The organism is Paraburkholderia sp. Ac-20336 (assembly GCF_017105025.1).
In the GTDB taxonomy this organism is placed as follows: domain Bacteria; phylum Pseudomonadota; class Gammaproteobacteria; order Burkholderiales; family Burkholderiaceae; genus Paraburkholderia.
This window is the reverse complement of sequence record NZ_JAAGPS010000157.1, coordinates 1-16,508: the sequence shown is the minus strand read 5'-3', so window position 1 is coordinate 16,508 and position 16,508 is coordinate 1. Positions and strand designations below refer to the sequence as shown.

General features: G+C 65.4%; 15 protein-coding genes and 1 pseudogene. 9 read left to right on the top strand and 7 right to left on the bottom strand.

Translation table 11 applies throughout. The features are described 5' to 3' along the window. The 3 genes from GXB81_RS27700 to GXB81_RS27690 all read right to left on the bottom strand — a co-directional run. A partial coding sequence (locus tag GXB81_RS27700; RefSeq protein ID WP_241016545.1) for a TIM barrel protein occupies positions 1 to 675 on the bottom strand: 675 nt, incomplete at its 3' end. Then, positions 672 to 1,412: an SDR family NAD(P)-dependent oxidoreductase gene (locus GXB81_RS27695; protein WP_167046167.1), complete on the bottom strand. Its 741-nt coding sequence runs from the start codon at positions 1,410 to 1,412 to the stop codon at positions 672 to 674. The genes GXB81_RS27700 and GXB81_RS27695, both read right to left, overlap by 4 nt. A gap of 62 nt (positions 1,413 to 1,474) precedes the next feature. Continuing rightward, positions 1,475 to 2,821: an MFS transporter gene (locus tag GXB81_RS27690; protein ID WP_167046170.1), complete on the bottom strand. Its 1,347-nt coding sequence runs from the start codon at positions 2,819 to 2,821 to the stop codon at positions 1,475 to 1,477. Positions 2,822 to 2,999: 178 nt separating this feature from the next. Between GXB81_RS27690 and GXB81_RS27685 the strand changes: the two genes are divergently transcribed. Beyond that, positions 3,000 to 3,917: a LysR substrate-binding domain-containing protein gene (locus GXB81_RS27685; RefSeq protein ID WP_205990862.1), complete on the top strand. Its 918-nt coding sequence runs from the start codon at positions 3,000 to 3,002 to the stop codon at positions 3,915 to 3,917. A gap of 41 nt (positions 3,918 to 3,958) precedes the next feature. Here GXB81_RS27685 and GXB81_RS27680 read toward each other — a convergent pair whose 3' ends face one another. Then, entirely contained in the window at positions 3,959 to 4,831 is an 873-nt protein-coding gene (locus GXB81_RS27680; protein WP_205990861.1) for a glyoxalase/bleomycin resistance/dioxygenase family protein, read from the bottom strand. A 538-nt stretch (positions 4,832 to 5,369) separates the two neighbouring features. On the opposite strand from GXB81_RS27680, the gene GXB81_RS27675 reads away from it, so the two are divergent. The 8 genes from GXB81_RS27675 (at position 5,370) to GXB81_RS31645 (ending at position 13,320) form a co-directional block, all read left to right on the top strand. Continuing rightward, positions 5,370 to 6,854, top strand: a complete 1,485-nt coding sequence (locus GXB81_RS27675; RefSeq protein ID WP_167282701.1) for an MFS transporter — start codon at positions 5,370 to 5,372, stop codon at positions 6,852 to 6,854. Between the two features lie 111 nt (positions 6,855 to 6,965). After that, positions 6,966 to 8,036 (top strand): phosphate ABC transporter substrate-binding protein PstS, encoded by a 1,071-nt coding sequence (gene pstS, locus GXB81_RS27670; RefSeq protein ID WP_205990860.1) that lies wholly within the window; start codon positions 6,966 to 6,968, stop codon positions 8,034 to 8,036. Between the two features lie 103 nt (positions 8,037 to 8,139). Further along, entirely contained in the window at positions 8,140 to 8,715 is a 576-nt protein-coding gene (locus GXB81_RS27665) for a DUF1003 domain-containing protein (protein WP_240159141.1), read from the top strand. A gap of 120 nt (positions 8,716 to 8,835) precedes the next feature. Further along, positions 8,836 to 9,759, top strand: a complete 924-nt coding sequence (gene ppk2, locus GXB81_RS27660; RefSeq protein WP_167046182.1) for a polyphosphate kinase 2 — start codon at positions 8,836 to 8,838, stop codon at positions 9,757 to 9,759. Between the two features lie 146 nt (positions 9,760 to 9,905). After that, the gene (locus tag GXB81_RS27655) at positions 9,906 to 10,685 is read left to right on the top strand and encodes an acetoacetate decarboxylase (RefSeq protein WP_205990859.1); all 780 of its coding nucleotides are present in this window, start codon (positions 9,906 to 9,908) and stop codon (positions 10,683 to 10,685) included. 49 nt (positions 10,686 to 10,734) lie between these two features. After that, positions 10,735 to 11,517, top strand: coding sequence for a 3-hydroxybutyrate dehydrogenase (locus GXB81_RS27650; RefSeq protein WP_167046187.1), 783 nt, complete (start codon positions 10,735 to 10,737; stop codon positions 11,515 to 11,517). Between the two features lie 9 nt (positions 11,518 to 11,526). Next, positions 11,527 to 12,777 carry a patatin-like phospholipase family protein gene (locus GXB81_RS27645; protein ID WP_167046190.1) on the top strand — a complete coding sequence of 417 codons (1,251 nt, stop codon included), beginning with the start codon at positions 11,527 to 11,529 and terminating at the stop codon, positions 12,775 to 12,777. 6 nt (positions 12,778 to 12,783) lie between these two features. Beyond that, positions 12,784 to 13,320 (top strand): hypothetical protein, encoded by a 537-nt coding sequence (locus tag GXB81_RS31645; RefSeq protein ID WP_241016543.1) that lies wholly within the window; start codon positions 12,784 to 12,786, stop codon positions 13,318 to 13,320. A 150-nt stretch (positions 13,321 to 13,470) separates the two neighbouring features. Here GXB81_RS31645 and GXB81_RS27635 read toward each other — a convergent pair whose 3' ends face one another. From GXB81_RS27635 to GXB81_RS27625, 3 genes and pseudogenes are all read right to left on the bottom strand, one after another. After that, a complete protein-coding gene (locus GXB81_RS27635; protein WP_205990858.1) occupies positions 13,471 to 14,697 on the bottom strand; it encodes an acetate/propionate family kinase in 1,227 nt (408 codons plus the stop codon). Further along, positions 14,694 to 16,151: a bifunctional enoyl-CoA hydratase/phosphate acetyltransferase gene (locus GXB81_RS27630; protein ID WP_167046195.1), complete on the bottom strand. Its 1,458-nt coding sequence runs from the start codon at positions 16,149 to 16,151 to the stop codon at positions 14,694 to 14,696. Before GXB81_RS27630 ends, GXB81_RS27635 begins: the two co-directional genes overlap by 4 nt. Positions 16,152 to 16,184: 33 nt before the next feature. Continuing rightward, positions 16,185 to 16,508: pseudogene (locus tag GXB81_RS27625) on the bottom strand (hypothetical protein); the annotation flags it as partial.

The window sequence follows — 16,508 nt, the reverse complement described above, 5'->3', positions numbered from 1 at the left end:
GCCGTCGCCGGGCGCAAGCCGCGCGGTGCGCGCTTCGAGAATCGCTTCGTCGTCGTTGGCCGGCAGCGTGGCGGGCGCATCGCACAACTGCACGAAGCCGACCGACTGCGGCGGCAGCGCGGCGACATCGTCCGGCGTGCTGCCCGCGCGCGACAGATGCAGCGCGTCGATCACCAGCCCGAGATTCGGATGCGCGGCGCGTTCGAGCGCCGCGCGCGCCTGGGCGAGCGTGCCGACATGGCGCCAGCGCATGAATTCCAGATCGATCCGTAATCCGAACGGTTGCGCGAGTTCGGCGAGCGCGGCCAGATTCGCGGCGAGCCGCGCCGCATCGGGATCGTCGCCGGACACGCTCACGCAGCGCGCGCCGAGCCCGGCGGCCGCTTCGAACAACGGCGCGAACGAGGCGGCATCGAGCGTCGGCACGAGCGGAATGAATTCGACGTCGCACACGGTGACGCCCTCGCCCGCCAGCGCGCCGCGCAGCTCGCGATGCGCGTCAGTGCCGGCCATCACCGGATACGCGATGCCGCCAGGCATGGCCGGATGCATGCGCAAGCCGACGCCAGCGAATCCGGCGCGCGCGGCGAGCCGCACCAACGGCGCGGGCGCGAACTCGAGCGCTGTCAAATGCGCGACGGCAAGCGAACGCGCAGGGTTTTGAGCGGGGTTCAATAGGTGGCCCTCCCGCCGGTCAAATCGAACGTGAAGCCGGTCGTAAAGCTGCATGCGGGGCTCACGATCCAGCTCACCATCCGGCCGACCTCTTCGATTTGCAGGAAACGGCCGAGCGGAATCTTCGCCTTGCTCGCCTCGATGTGCTCGGGCGACATCTCGCGGAACAGCTCCGTTTCCACCATCGCGGGTGCGATGCAGTTAATCATCACATTGTCGCGCGCGAGTTCCTTCGCGACCGCCTTGGTGAAGCCGATCACGCCGGCCTTCGCCGCCGAATACGCGGAGATGAACTGCACGCCTTCCTTGCCCGCGATCGACGCGACGTTGAGAATGCGTCCGCCGCCGCGCGCGCGCATATGCGGAACCGCGACGCGGCAGCCGTAGAACACGCTGTTCAGATCGACGTCGAGCACGCGCTGCCAGGTCTCCACCGGATACTCCCAGCTCGGCACCACCGGCCCGTTGATGCCCGCGTTGTTGACGAGAATGTCGACGTGGCCCAGTGCCGCGACAGTCGCCTCGAACGCGCTCTCGACCGACGCGTAGGACGACACGTCGACGGATTGCAGATGGTCCGGCTCGAAGCCGAGCTGCGCGGCGTCGCAATGGCTGACGTCGAGGTCCCAGATCGCGACGCGAGCGCCGTCCGCTTTCAGCTGGCGTGCGATGCCAAGCCCGATGCCGCGCGCCGCGCCGGTGACGATCGCGACCTGGCCGTCGAATGAGTGGCTCATGGAGAACGTTTCCTTTTGAGGTTGCACAAGAGTTCGGGGAGAAGAATTCACACCGCGGAGGTTCACACCGGGGCCGCCGTGCTCTTCAGCACGATCCGCTTGATGTCGCCGACCACGAATACGTAGGACAGCGCACCGATCAGCGTGACCGCCGAAATAAAGGCGAGCGCGTAGACGAACGAGCCGGTTGCGTTGACGATCAGCCCGATCACGAGCGGCGTGACGATGCCGGCCGCGTTCGCGAACAGGTTGAAGATGCCGCCGCTCAGACCGAGCAGACCCTTCGGCGCGATGTCGGAGACGATCATCCAGGCGAGCGCCGACATGCCCTGCGCGAAGTACGCGACGCACAGGATCGCGATCACGGCCGCGGTCGAATCGACATAGTTGGCGAGCGCAATGCTCGAGGCGGCCAGCAGCCCGGTAATCACCGGCAGCTTGCGCGACCAGTTCAGCGAGATGCCGCGGCGCAGCATCGCGTCGGAAATCCAGCCGCCGCTCAGCGTGCCGACCGAGGCGGCGATGAACGGCAGCACCGCGACCATGCCGACCTTGAGCCACGGCATGTGGCGCTCGGTGGCGAGATAGGTCGGAAACCACGTGAGAAAGAACACGTTGGTCGAATTACAGGCGAACTGGCCGATACAGATGCCGAGCATGCTGCGGCGGCGCAGCAGCGCGCCGATGTCGGACCAGCGAAACTGCATCGTCTCGCGGCTGCCATCGACCACGCCGCCGCCGTCCGCGATGTAATCGAGTTCGGCGCGGTTCGCCGCCTTCGACTCATGCGGCTCGCGAAAGCGCAGCAGCCACACCGCGCCGAACGCCACGCCCACGGCGCCGACCATGCCGAACAGCGCGCGCCATCCGTAGCGCTGTTCGAGCCAGAACAGCAGCGGGCTCAGAAACGCAAGGCCGACATACTCGGCGAACGTGTAGACGCCCGTCGCGCGCGCCCGTTCGCTCTGCGGAAACCAGACCGCGACCACCCGGCTGTTGGTCGGAAAGCACGGCGCCTCGGCCGCGCCGATCAGAAGCCGCATGATGAGCAACGACACGAAGCCGGCCGCGAGCCCCTGAAACCCCGTGAACAGCGACCACAGCGTCAGCGCGAAGAAATAGGTCCAGCGCGTGCCGACCCGGTCGAGCAGCACGCCGCCCGGAATCTGCGCGGCGGTGTAGGTCCAGGAAAAAGCGGAGAAGATCACGCCCATCAGCGCGGGCGTCAGGCCCAGCTCGTGGCTCATGCTGGGGGCGGCAATGCCCGCGACGCTGCGATCGAGATAGTTGATCATCGTGCCGATCGCGAGCAGCGCGAGGATGCCGAAGCGCGCCCGCGTGCGTGCGGAGGCCGGCACGGCAGCACCGGCGCTCGCGGAAAACGTCGGCGGTGTCGGGGTCGGATTCATCGTGTCTCCATCGTTGATTTCTGCGGCGCCGCCGGCTTCGGGCGCTTCCGCGCAACCGGCGTGCGGTCTTCGAGGGAGATAGTAGGGAGTAACCGGCCTGCTGTCGTATGCCGAGTTTCAGCTATCCTATAACTTTTGGTTAATCGCCCCGCGCGCGGGATTCGCGGGAGGAGGAAGGATGCGCTTCAAGCTGCGGCAAATGGAGGTATTTCGCGCCGTGATGCTCACGGGCTCGATCAATGCGGCCGCGAGAATGCTGTACGTCTCGCAGCCGGCCGTGAGCAAGCTCGTGTCGCACACCGAAACCACGCTGGGCTTGCGTCTGTTCGAGCGCACGAAGGGCCGGCTGATTCCGACGGCCGAGGCGCAGGCGCTGTTTCGCGAGGTCGAGCAGGTCTATCAGTCGGCGCTGCGCGTCGACGAATTCGCCCGCGCGCTCGCGCTCGGCCCGGCGAGCCTGTTGCGCGTCGCGTGCAGCCCGTCGCTCGCGACCGCGATCGTCGCGCCGGCCATCGTCGAGCTGAAGCGCAAGCTGCCGGGCTTGCGGGTCGACTGGCACACGACGCTGATGGCCGAAATGCCGCTCGAAGTGCTGAGCAAGACCGTGGACGTCGCGGTCACCTCGATGCCGATCGAGCACGAGCATCTCGACGTCGTGCCGTTCATGCGCGGGCGCATGGTCTGCGTGCTGCCGCCCGGCCATCCGCTCGCGGAACGCAGCAGCATTGCGCTCGCCGACCTGACCGCCGAGCCGATGATTCTCTTCAGGCGCGACATTCCGTTCGGCACGACCATCGTGCGGGGCTGCCAGCATGCCGACGTCGAACTGACCTCGGTGGTCGACGTGACGCGCGCCGATCAGGCGCTGGCGCTCGTGCGCGGCGGCCTCGGGCTCGCGATCGTCGACGAATTCGCGGCCGCCGAGGGCGATTGCATCGTGCGGCCGCTGACCGAAAACCTCGAAATGACTTCGACCTTCGTCTATTCGAAATTCTCGCCGCCGACCCGCAACGCGATGCTGCTGATGCAGGCTATCTACCGGCGCGCCGAGCAACTGGGGCGGCAGATCGGCAGCATGCCGGACAACATGGCCTAGCGCGGCCTATCACGGGCACACGGGCGCACGGTTGCGCCCGCTCAAAACACGCCGCTGCGTGCATCGGCGCCCTTGCGGTAGTCGCGGTTCGTCTGCTCCGGATTGCGGTTCACGAGCGGCCGCGCATACAGCGGATGATGCAGGCTCCGCACCTCGTGTTCGAGTTCGAAGCAACGCGCTTTCGACGACGGATCGACGATCTCGGCGAACCGGTACTGGTGCGGCTCTTCTCCGTAAGCCGTGCCGTACTCGACGAGGCGCGCATGGGGCTCGGCAAAGCGCGCGGCGTAAACGGCGATGTGATGCCCGTCGTAAGGCGGAATCGGCCCGGACGTTTCCACATACAGCAGTTGCTGATGCGTTCCCACGTCGATCACCGCGCAGGGCGAGCCGCCCTGCTCCCGCATCGCGACGTTCGCATGGAAGACGTCCGCATAGAAACGCGCGATGGCTTGCGCGCTGCCAACGGGCACGTCGAGCTTCACGTATGCCATGCCGAGATCGATTTGCGACCACGGCGCGTCGGCGGGCCGGCTATGCGGGTCGAGACACTCGTAGCGATTTCCCCAGGGACAGGTCACGTCGATGCAGCCCACGCGCTCCGTCCAGCCGAACCCGGTGCCGGCGAGCAGCGGTTTGACCGCTTGCAGACGCGCCAGCAGCGCGTCGAGTTCGCCGACCACGAGGCCGACGCTGCCGCGCAGGCGCTGTGCCTTGCCCTGCGGCAAGTGAATCTGCGAGCGGCCGATGTTGATCCACATGTTGTTCACGCCGGTCATCAGGAACGGATCGCGCGTAAGGCCGAGTCCGCTGACGTAAAACGCCGTCGCGAGCACCTGGTCGGGAATCGTCAGATTAATGTGTTCGAGCAGGATCAGATTACCGGTGTCGTCGTGCGCGTAGGAGTGTTCCATGAGATCGGCCTTGCGATTGTTGAACGAGTCTATGACGGGAAACATGCGGGAAATTATGCCTCAGCATTGCCCGGCACCGAATTGGACGCGTCCGGGCAATATCGAAGACCGGGTTTCGGGACATGAGAATCCGCCCACGTATTCTTTCGCTTGAAAGCCGATTCATACGAACTGCTATTTATTTTCATCTGCCCGTTATTCGACGATGAAAACATTATCCCGATGTCGTCGAACGGACGTTCCATCTCTCCGAATTGCCCTGCTCACGGCACGCCAGGCCTGTTCCCTGTCAGACATTAGAACAAACATATCGGGCGTCTTACGCCGGCATGGATAAGGTTTTTGCAAGCATTCGCAATTGTCGAAGCAAGTATTTATTCACCGTATTCCTTACGATCCTGATCTACGCGTTGCATGTAAATGAATGTCACAGGCTCGACACGAATCCATTTCTAGAATGAAGGCGCGGGACTGGTAAAGGCCACGCACAAGCGCGGAACCGAGGCAATAAAACCTTGATTGCAAAGGAATGACCAACATGGAACAAACGGTAGCCGCATCTTCCCTGGGGCGTGTCACCACGAAGTCGGTTCAGGACTATATCGACGAATGTCCGATCTGGCCCGACGGCACCCGCCTGACCTCCACGCCGATGACGGCGATGCAATGGCGCATCTGGTCGCTCGCCGCGGCCGGCAAGTTCTTCGAAGGCTTCGTGGTGTTCATGACGGGCGTCGCCTTGCCGCTGATCTCGCGCGAGTTCGGCATCGGCGCGGCGCAGAACGGCCTCGTCTCCGCCGCGAGCCTCGTCGGCATCCTGGTCGGCGCGCTGGCGCTCGGCGGCATGTCCGATTACTTCGGCCGCAAACGCATGTTCATCATCGAGATGATCCTGTTTTGCGTATTCCTCGTGCTGCTGACCGTCTGCGCCAATTTCATCTCGCTCGTGGTCTGTCTGTTCGGGCTCGGCGTCGCACTCGGCTGCGACTACCCGACCGCGCACATGATCATCTCCGAGAGCATTCCGAGCGCGAGCCGCGGCAAACTCGTGCTCGGCGCGTTCGGCTTCCAGGCGCTCGGCGCGCTCGGCGGCACCGCGGTCGGCTATCTCGTGCTGTCGATCCTGCCGACGATCGAGGCATGGCGCTGGATGTACGCGACCGCCATCATTCCGGCGGTGATCGTCACGCTCGGCCGCTTCTTCATCACCGAGAGCCCGAGCTGGCTGCACGTGCGCGGCGACGTCGAGGAAGCCGAGCAGGCCGCGCGCCGGCTGCTCGATCGCCAGCCGCAATACCCCACGCACATCGAGCTGCCGCGCGAAGCGGAAAGCGCCGAAAGCCACGGCGATTCGAAGTCGTTCCTCACGCTGTTCTCGAAGCAGAACCTGCGCGCGACGATCTTCTCGTCGGCGCCGTGGTTCCTGCAGGATCTCGGCACCTACGGGATCGGCATCTTCACGCCGACGATCCTCGCGATCGCGCTCGGCAGCAAGCCCGACCACGTGCGCAGCATCAGCGATCTGATCATGAACGACATCCTCGCCGCGAAGGGCGCGGCGCTGACCACCACGCTGCTGATCGTCGGGATTCTGTTCGCCGTGATGCTCGCCGACAAGGTCGGCCGCGTGAAGCTGCAGGTCTTCGGCTTCATCGGCTGCGCGGCGGGCCTGTTCGTCGCCGCGCTGTCCGGCAGCTTCGATGGCAACAGCAAGACGACGCTGATCTTCGCGGGCTTCATGCTGTTCAACTTCATGACCAACATCGGCCCGAACGCGCAGACCTATCTGCTCGCGGGCGAAGTCTTCCCGACCCGGATTCGCGGCGCGGGCGCGGGCTTCGCGGCGGCGGTCGGCAAGGTCGGCGCGATCATGACCGCGTTCCTGTTCCCGATCCTGCTCGCCACGATCGGCACCAGCACGCTGCTGTACTGCCTCGTCGTGACCTCGCTGTTCGGCGCGGTCGTCACGTGGATCTTCCGGATCGAGACGACCGGCGTGAACCTCGACCGCATCGGCCAGTAAATGGGCCAACCCGTCGGCCAGTAAAGCGGTCGACAAGCAGCCTCATACCATCACGAACACCCGCGCTGGCCCGACGCGGCCAGCGCGCTTCGATACACGACAGAGGACACGATGAGCGCAGCACAACGCAACCAAACCGTCGCGCGCATGACGGCCTGCCTCGCCATGGCGCTCGCCGCCGCGATGCCCGCCGCGCACGCGCAGCAGGTGACGCTGACCGAGACCGGCTCGACGCTGCTCGCACCGCTCTTTTCGACCTGGAGCGAGGCCTACGCGAAAACGCATCCGGGCGTGCACATCAGCGTCGGCGCGACCGGCTCCGCGGCCGGGATCGAGCAGGCGATCGCCGGCAAGGTCAACATCGGCGCCTCGGACGCCTACATGTCCGACGCCGACGCGATGAAGCATCCGCAGATCATCAACGTGCCGCTCGCGATCGCCGCGCAGACGGTCAACTACAACCTGCCGGGCCTCAACGACACGCATCTGAAGCTCGACGGCCCAACGCTCGCCGGCATCTACACCGGCGCGATCCATCAGTGGGACGCACCGGCGATCGCCGCGCTGAATCCGGGCGTGCATCTGCCGCATCATGAGATCGTGCCGGTGCGCCGCGGCGACGGCTCGGGCGATACGTTCGTCTTCACGCAGTTCCTGACGTTCTCGACGCCCTCGTGGGAAAACTCGCTCGGCTACGGCACCACGGTCGACTGGCCGACGGTATCGGGCGCGGTTGCCGCAACCGGCAACGCCGGCATGGTCAACGCCCTGAAGACGGCGCCGTATTCGGTCGGCTATATCGGCGTGAGCTACGCGAAGGACATCGCCGCAGCCGGGCTCGGCACCGCCGCGCTGAAGAACGGCGCGGGCGAATTCGTGCTGCCGACGAAGGCGACGATCACCGCCGGCGCGGCCTCGCTCGGCGTGCGCACGCCGCCCGACGAGCGCCTGAGCCTCGTGTTCTCGCCGGCCGCCGGCACCTATCCGCTCGTGAACTACGAATACGCGGTCGTGTCGACGAAGCAGCCGAGCCCCGAGCTGGCCGCCGAGATTCGCAAGCTGCTCGAATGGTCGATCGTACCGTCGGATGAAAACGCGGCGTATCTCGAAGCCGTGCATTTCATTCCGCTGCCGCCGCATACGTGGGAGCTCAGCATCACGCAGATCGAGTCGATCAGGTAAGCGCCATACCGCCACCGCATCGCGCCTGCCTCGCCACTCGAAGCCCCTTTGCACGACACGGCGCCTCATGCCTGCCCGCGCTCGCGCGGGCAGGCATCCCTTCATGCGGGACCTTTTCTGTTTTCTGTCCGATACGATGAACGACCTCGCCAACAGCAGCAACGAACAGCAATCCGGGCGCCATCACTACCGCTTCCATCTGCCGCACGTTCACCTGACCTCGGTGTTCGGCGACGACTGGTTCGCGCTCAAGGCCGAACAGTTCGCGCGATTCTTCGGCACGCCGACCTTCCTCATAGGGCAGACGGTAGTCGTGCTGGTCTGGATGATCGTGAACCTCGCCGGGTGGACCAAGTTCGACGCGTATCCGTTCATTCTGCTGAATCTGGCCTTCAGTCTTCAGGCAGCCTACGCGGCGCCGCTGATTCTGCTCGCGCAGACGCGCCAGGCCGATCGCGACAAGATGCATGCCGATGCCGATGCATTGCACCGCGAAGCGTTGGCGCAAGCGAGTTCGCAGCGCCAGGAAGCGATGGCGCAGCAGACCGCGCAACTGGTCGCGCTGCTGGAGCAGAACACGGCACTCACCACGCTGACCAAGCAGTTGAGCGAACGCATCGAGGCGCTCACGGTCGAGCTGCACGCGAAATTGTCGCCCGTCACGAAGTCCGATCACTAGGCTGCGCGAGATCGACCGAACCGTAGCAGATAGCCCCCACGTATTCGACACCCGACGAACCGCGGAACAGAACGCTTCATTTCCGCGAACAGATTGCATCGACCGACAGGAGCCCTATCGATGAGCGAGCATGACACGAACCCCACGAACGCCGACGCAACACTGCATCAGCGCCTTCAGGCCGACCTGATCGACAGCTGGGATGAAGAGCTGGAGATGGAACTCGACGACCAGCGCTTCGGCGTACCCGGCACGTCCGACGACGCAGCGCGCACGAGCCGGCGGCATTATTTCCGCGAACTGTTCCGCCTGCAGGGCGAACTGGTCAAGCTCCAGGACTGGGTCGTCAAGACGGGGCACCGCCTCGTCGTGGTCTTCGAGGGACGGGACGCGGCCGGCAAAGGCGGCGCGATCAAGCGCATCACGCAGCGCCTCAATCCGCGCGTGTGCCGCATCGCCGCCCTGCCCGCGCCGACGAGCCGCGAGCGTACCCAGTGGTATTTCCAGCGCTACGTCGCGCATCTGCCGGCCGCCGGCGAAATCGTGCTGTTCGATCGCAGCTGGTATAACCGCGCCGGCGTCGAACGCGTGATGGGTTTCTGCACGGACGAGGAATACGAGGAGTTTTTCCGCTCGGTGCCCGAGTTCGAACGGATGCTCCAGCGCAGCGGCATCCAGATCCTCAAGTACTGGTTCTCGGTCACGGACGACGAACAGGAAATGCGCTTCCAGGCGCGCATTACCGATCCGCTCAAGCAATGGAAGCTCAGCCCGATGGACCTCGAAAGCCGCCGTCGCTGGGAAGCATATACGCACGCGAAGGAAGTCATGCTCGAACGCTCGCATATCCCCGAGTCGCCGTGGTGGGTAGTCGACGCCAACGACAAGAAGAGCGCGCGCCTGAACTGCATGCACCATCTGCTGAACCAGGTGCCGTATCTCGAGACCGAGCACGCGGCCATCGATCTGCCCGCGCGCGTCCATCACGAGGACTACATTCGCCACCCGGTTCCCCCCGAGATGTACGTGCCGAACATGTACTGAACGGTAGTCGCCATACCGCGCCCGTTGATGGCGCGGTATGCGCCGGTTCTGCACGATCTGTCAGGCTCTCTTGCAGCGCGGCCTTTCACGAGGCTGCCGCTCGCCTCCTGCCCCTCATCCATCATCCGCCATTCATAAGGATTCCCATGGACCTCGCCTCGATCCACAAAAACGCCTTTGCGATGCCCGTTCATAACCCCGCTTATCCGCGGCCGCCGTATCGCTTCATCAATCGCGAATACTTCATCATTTCCTATGAGACGGACCCCGACGCGCTGCGCGCCGTGGTTCCGGAGCCGCTGCATCCCGAGAACAATCTTGTGCATTACGAATTCATCCGCATGCCGGATTCGTCGGGCTTCGGCGACTACACCGAAAGCGGCCAGGTCATCTCGGTGCGCGACCAGCACGGGCATATCGGCAACTACACCCATTCGATGTACCTCGACGACGAAGGCCCGATTGCCGGTGGCCGCGAAATCTGGGGCTTTCCGAAGAAGCTGGCGAGGCCGACGCTCGGCGTCGACGGCAACGACACGCTGCTCGGCACGCTCGACTACGGCACCCAGCGCGTCGCTACCGGTACGATGGGCTTCAAGCACGTGCCGCTCGACGTCGAGGTCGAACGCAAAAAGCTCGCGGACACGCCGAACTATCTGCTGAAAGTGATTCCGCACGTCGACGGTTCGCCGCGCGTGTGCGAGCTCGTGCGCTTCTTCCTGCGCGACGTGAGCGTGCTCGGCGCGTGGTCGGGTCCGGCCGCGCTCGAACTGCATCCGCATGCGTTGGCGCCCGTGGCCGATCTGCCGGTGAAGCGCGTGGTCGGCGCGCGGCATGTCATCGCCAATCTCACGCTCGATATCGGCGAGGTCGCGCTCGATTATCTGGTTCCCGTGGAGAACGTGAAGCTCGCGGCCAATCTGTAACGCTTCGTGAATCAACAAGATCAAGAAGATCAACAAGAAGGAAAACGATATGTCATTGAACAATAAAGTCGCGCTCGTGACCGGCGCGGCAAGCGGTATCGGCGAACAATGCGCCTACAGGCTCGCGAGTCTCGGCGCGGCGGTCGTGATCGCCGACCTCAATCTCGACAACGCCCAGAAGGTGGCTGCCAGCATCGTCGCCACGGGCGGCAAGGCGCTGGCCGTGGCGATGGACGTCACCAGCGAAGCAGCGGTCAATGACGGGGTGGAGCGTGCGGTGCAGGAACTGGGCAGTCTCGACGTGCTGGTGTCCAATGCCGGCATCCAGATCGTCGCGCCCATCGAAGACTATGCGTTCGCCGACTGGAAGAAGATGCTGGCGATCCACCTCGACGGCGCCTTTCTCACCACGAAGGCCGCGATCCGGCACATGTACGCGAGCGGCAACGGCGGTTCGATCGTGTATATGGGCTCGGTGCACTCGCATGAAGCGTCGAAGCTGAAGTCGGCCTATGTGACGGCCAAGCACGGCTTGCTCGGGCTCGCCCGCGTCGTGGCGAAAGAAGGCGGCCCGCGCGGCGTACGGGCGAATGTCGTGTGCCCCGGCTTCGTGCGCACGCCGCTCGTCGACAAGCAGATTCCCGAGCAGGCGAGAGAGCTCGGCATCTCCGAAGCCGACGTCGTGAAGAACGTCATGCTCAGGGAAACCGTCGACGGTGAATTCACCACGGTCGAGGACGTCGCCAATACGGTAGCGTTCCTCGCGAGCTTCGAGTCGTCGGCGCTCACCGGTCAGTCGGTGATCGTCAGCCACGGCTGGTCGATGCGATAAGGGGTACGTATGACCGGTACAAGAAAAATCGGCGTGCAGCCGGAGGTGTTCCCGCTGCCGCGCTACGACGAAATCGCCCTGGTGCTGCAAGGCGGCGGCGCGCTCGGCTCCTACCAGGCCGGCGTCTACGAAGGCCTGATGCAGGCGGGCGTCCATCCCGACTGGATCGCCGGCGTGTCGATCGGCGCGCTCAACACGGCGATCATCGCCGGCAACGCGCCGGAACACCGCGTCGAAGCGTTGCGCGGCTTCTGGAATTCGATCTGCCATCCGGCGGACTGGCTCGGCGGCCTCGGCAGTTGGGCGCTACCCCGCATCGGGTTACAGGACCTGTCGCGCAAATGGGCCAGCATCTGGGCCGCGGGCCGGGCGCTGACCGAGGGCCAGCCCGGCTTTTTCGCGCCGCGCTTCCCCTTGCCCGTCGCGGGATTCGAAAAGAAAAGCCCGAGCGGGGTCAGCTACTACCACACCGCCGAATTGAAGAAAACGCTGTTGCAGTTCGCCGATTTCGACCGGATCAACGACGGCGAGATTCGCGTCTCGGTGGGTGCGGTGAACGTGCGGACCGGCAACCTCGTCTACTTCGACAACACGAAAATGCGTCTGACCCCGGAGCATTTCATGGCGTCGGGCGCGTTGCCGCCGGGATTTCCGGCCGTCGAGATCGACGGCGAGTACTACTGGGACGGCGGCCTCGTCTCCAACACGCCGTTGACCGAAGTGCTGCGCGATGCCGAGCACAAGGACACGCTGGTCTTTCAGGTGGACCTGTGGAGCGCGAGCGGCAATACGCCCGGCGACTTCCTCGACGTGTCGGAGCGCGCCAAGGACATCCAGTATTCGAGCCGCACGCGCGCGATCACCAGCATGCTCGCGGAGCGCCAGAAGCATGCGCGCTTCATCAAGGAACTCCTTGCGCATGTCCCGGCCGAGATACGCAAGACGGACCCGCTGTTCCGCCTCGCCGAACAGGCCGCCGACGGCAGCGCGATCAACGTGGTGCACCTCATCTACAAGAACAAGCCGTACGAGGGTCACTACAAGGATTACGAGTTCAGCATGGACACGATGCAGGAGCACTGGGAGAGCGGTCTCGACGACATTCGCGCTTCGTTTGCCCATCGGGAGTGGTTCGATGTGCCGAGCCGCGAACAGGGCTTCGTGACGCACGATGTGCATCGGCCATCCGGTTCGGTTCCGGAGTCCGAACGAAGCGTGCCTGAACTGGTGCTGCATACGGAAAGAAAGGACGCGGCCTGAGCGGAGTTGGCGCGAGGCGTCGGCGGCAAGACCGGTGCTGCGGCAGCCGGTCGCGGACGCTTCGATATCCGCTTTGACATTCGCTTCGACGTCAGCGTCGGCGTCACTTCGGGCCGCGATCGCCCAAGCCAGGGCGATCGCGGGCCACGCTTCGAAGCCAGCCCAACAGTCAGGATAACTGGAGATGAGCCGGTGGGCCGTTCCATGAAAACGGTCCACGTCAATCGGCTATGCGAGAATCACGCACTATTCCCATCGGCCAGGCGAGCGACAGCCATGAACCCACCCCTGATGAACCTGACGGCCCCCCAACTTTCCGGCGACGCGACACTCTGGTTTTCGGCCTACGCCTTCGGTTGGGGATACTGTGCCTTCGCTCTCCCTGCCGAAACGGTCCGCGAAAAACTCGGCGCGGCGAACGAGACGCCGAAGCAATTGATGCTCGCGTTCGAACTCGGCAAGCGCCGGCTTTTGCAAGCCGTCGAGCAGAAAGTACTGCCCATTACCGGAGAACGGATCACGCTGTCGAGCGCCGATCTCTGACGGCGGAGCGGACCGGCGCGACGGCGGCGCGCTTCAAGGGCTTCGGGCGATCCCGGCGCTTCAGGCAGGAGCCGAAGGGAGATCAAGTCTCACACACCCCGCCGGCCCCTACACCCGCTTACCGCCGCATCCCTCGCCGGCTCCCCCGCCTCACCCCGCCGCGTCCGAAACCGCCGCGATCTCCGGCGCAATCCGCGCCGTATTCAGCGTATGCCGCGCGATCATGCCTTCCTCGTCGGTCGGCACGCGCAGCGCGAGCACCCGCGACAGATGAGACGAAATCACCCGTTCGTTGGCACGGTTGCGCGTCTCGTCGATCTCGACGCCGATCCACGCCATGCCGGCCAGCACCCGCTCGCGAATTGGCGCCGCGTTCTCGCCGATACCGCCCGTAAACACGATCGCATCGAGCCCTTCGAGCGCCGCCGCGAGCCCGCCGACTTCGCGCCGGATGCGCGACACGAAATAGGCGATCGCCTCGTTCGCCTCGGGACTCCCGGACGCCAGCAATACGCGCATATCGTTCGACACGCCGCCCGACAGCCCGAGCAGCCCCGAGCACTCGTAAAGCATCGTCGAGATTTCCTGTGCATCCATGCCCTGCTGCATCAGGTACAGCAGCACGCCGGGATCGACCTGGCCGCAGCGCGTGCCCATCGGCAGGCCATCGAGCGCGGAGAAGCCCATCGTCGAGGCGATCGAGCGGCCGTCGCGCATCGCGCACATCGACGCGCCGTTGCCCAGATGCGCGACCAGCACGCGGCCCCGTGCATGATGCGGGTAATGCACGCGCAGATAATCCGCGATGTACTCGTACGAGAGCCCGTGAAAGCCATAACGGCGCACGCCCTGATAGAACAGCTCGCGCGGCAGCGCGAAGCAGTCGTTCAGAAACGGATGCGCGCGATGAAACGCCGTATCGAAGCACGCGACCTGCGGCACCTCGCCGAACGCCTCGCGCGCGGCATCGATGCCGGCGAGGTTGTGCGGCTGATGCAGCGGCGCGAGCGGCACGAGCAAGCGCAACTGCGCGATCACCTCGTTCGTGATGAGCACGGGCCGATCGAACAGCATGCCGCCATGCACGACGCGATGCCCGATCGCGCTGATGACCGCGCCGGCCATCTCGCGGGCGATCCATTCGATGATGGCCTGCAAGGCATCGACATGGTTCGGCGCGTCGATCGAGGCGTCCCACTGATGCTGCCCGTCGTCCTTCGCCTTGAAACGCGACGCGCCGCCGATCGCCTCGACGAGCCCGGTCGCGCGCCGTCGCAGTCCGTCCACGTCGTAGAGCGCGAACTTGATCGACGAGGAACCCGCGTTGAGCGTGAGCAGCGCGGCACCGGCGGTGTCCTGCAGCAACGCGGCGCTCATGACAGATTCTCCCTGGCGTTGTCCGCCGTCACGTCCGCGGCCATTGCGTCCGCGGACGTCACCGCGCTCGTGCCTTCGCGCCGCCAGTGGTCGTAAAGAATCGCCACCGCGCACGACGCGAGGCGCGCCTGGTCGTTGTCGGCGCGGCTCGTCAGCATGACCGGCACGCGCGCGCCGACCACGAGCCCGGCCGGCTGGGCGCGCGAGACGAACGTCAGCTGCTTGGCCAGCATGTTGCCCGCTTCCAGATTCGGCACGATCAGCACCTGCGCCGCGCCCGCCACCGGCGACACGATCTTCTTCGTGCGCGCCGCGGCGGCGTCGATGGCGTTGTCCATCGCGAGCGGGCCGTCGACGAGCCCGCCCGTGATCTGGCCGCGATCCGACATCTTCGCGAGTATCGCCGCGTCGAGCGACGAAGGGATGCTTACGTTGACCGTCTCCACGGCCGAAAGCACCGCCACGCGCGGCAGCGGCACGCCGCACGCGCGCGCGAGATCGATCGAGCTCTGCACGATGTCGGCCTTGGTCGGCAGATCGGGCGCGATGTTGATGGCCGCGTCGCTGACGAAGAGCGGATGATCGAGCGTCGGCACGTCGAGCACGAACACATGCGAGATACGCCGTCCCGAGCGCAGGCCGCCGTCCTTCTTCACGACGTGCGCGAGCAGTTCGTCGGAATGCACGTTGCCTTTCATGATCGCGCGCACCTCGCCCGCGTGGACGAGCTGCACGGCCTTCGCGGCAGCCGCCTCGTGATCGGCCGCGTCGATGACGGGCACCTCGCCGAGCGCTTCGCCGCACTCCGCCGCCGCTTCTTCCAGACGCGCCCGCGCGCCGATCAGCACCGGCGTGATGAGGCCGCGGCGCATCGACAGCAGCGTGCCGCGCAGCGAGTTCGGATCGTCGGGCCACACGACGGCGGTCGGCAGCGGCGGCAGACTCGCCGCGATCTCGATGAGCCGCGTGAAGTGATCGTGCTGGTCCATCAGCAGCGCGGGGCGGTCCGCTTCGTTGGTCACGACGCGATGCAGCGGCGCGAGCACTTCCGCGCGGCCTTGCGCGACCATCTCGCCGTCGACCACCTCGACGCGGAATTCGAGCATCGCGCGCGGACGCTCATGCTTCTCGAGCACGCGCACCGTCACCCGCAACGTATCGCCGACGCGCGCGCGCTCGCCGAATTCGAACTGTTGCGCGAGCAGCAGCGTGCCCGCGCCCGGCAGCAGATTGCCGAGCACGGCCGAGACCAGCGAGCCGATCCACATCGACGGCGCGACCGTGTCGCTCTTGCCGTCGCCATCGACGTCGATGCCGGGCATATGCATCGGATTCAGATTGCCCGACGCATGCGAGAACAGCACGATGTCGCGCTCCGCGACGACGCGCTCGACGACGGCTTCGTCGCCGGCATGCAGTTCGTCCCAGGTCCTGTTGCTGTGGCTTTCTTCCATGGCGCTCGTCCTCGTCGTTTCAGGTGATCCAGGTTAGTCCGTCGCGTGGCCGTTCAGGCGCGCCCGCGCCTGCTCGATCCAGCCCTCGCGCATCACGCGGCCGCGCGCATTGAGCTTGAGGTCCAGCCATGCCGCCTCTTCCGGCTCCAGCGCCGCGAGTTGCGCGTAACACTCGATACCCAGTTGATGCAGCTTCTCCGCCATGCGCGGGCCGACACCCGCCAAGCTTTCGAGATCGTCGGGCTGTTCGCCGTGGGCGCGCGGCTCGATCTTCGGCGCGCGCGGCACCGGCGTACCGCCAACGGCGAGCGCGGGATGGCCGGCCGCCTGCGCGTCCGTGGCCAGGTCGGCCGCGAG

What these genes read in the sequence shown, in the direction of transcription:
- pstS (WP_205990860.1), top strand. Translation starts at nt 6,966, where the DNA reads ATGAGCGCAGCACAACGCAACCAAACCGTCGCGCGCATGACGGCCTGC.
- GXB81_RS27685 (WP_205990862.1), top strand. Translation starts at nt 3,000, where the DNA reads ATGCGCTTCAAGCTGCGGCAAATGGAGGTATTTCGCGCCGTGATGCTC.
- GXB81_RS27645 (WP_167046190.1), top strand. Translation starts at nt 11,527, where the DNA reads ATGACCGGTACAAGAAAAATCGGCGTGCAGCCGGAGGTGTTCCCGCTG.
- GXB81_RS27635 (WP_205990858.1), bottom strand. Translation starts at nt 14,697, where the DNA reads ATGAGCGCCGCGTTGCTGCAGGACACCGCCGGTGCCGCGCTGCTCACG.
- GXB81_RS27690 (WP_167046170.1), bottom strand. Translation starts at nt 2,821, where the DNA reads ATGAATCCGACCCCGACACCGCCGACGTTTTCCGCGAGCGCCGGTGCT.
- GXB81_RS27675 (WP_167282701.1), top strand. Translation starts at nt 5,370, where the DNA reads ATGGAACAAACGGTAGCCGCATCTTCCCTGGGGCGTGTCACCACGAAG.
- GXB81_RS27630 (WP_167046195.1), bottom strand. Translation starts at nt 16,151, where the DNA reads ATGGAAGAAAGCCACAGCAACAGGACCTGGGACGAACTGCATGCCGGC.
- GXB81_RS27650 (WP_167046187.1), top strand. Translation starts at nt 10,735, where the DNA reads ATGTCATTGAACAATAAAGTCGCGCTCGTGACCGGCGCGGCAAGCGGT.
- GXB81_RS27695 (WP_167046167.1), bottom strand. Translation starts at nt 1,412, where the DNA reads ATGAGCCACTCATTCGACGGCCAGGTCGCGATCGTCACCGGCGCGGCG.
- ppk2 (WP_167046182.1), top strand. Translation starts at nt 8,836, where the DNA reads ATGAGCGAGCATGACACGAACCCCACGAACGCCGACGCAACACTGCAT.
- GXB81_RS27655 (WP_205990859.1), top strand. Translation starts at nt 9,906, where the DNA reads ATGGACCTCGCCTCGATCCACAAAAACGCCTTTGCGATGCCCGTTCAT.
- GXB81_RS27680 (WP_205990861.1), bottom strand. Translation starts at nt 4,831, where the DNA reads ATGGAACACTCCTACGCGCACGACGACACCGGTAATCTGATCCTGCTC.
- GXB81_RS27665 (WP_240159141.1), top strand. Translation starts at nt 8,140, where the DNA reads ATGCGGGACCTTTTCTGTTTTCTGTCCGATACGATGAACGACCTCGCC.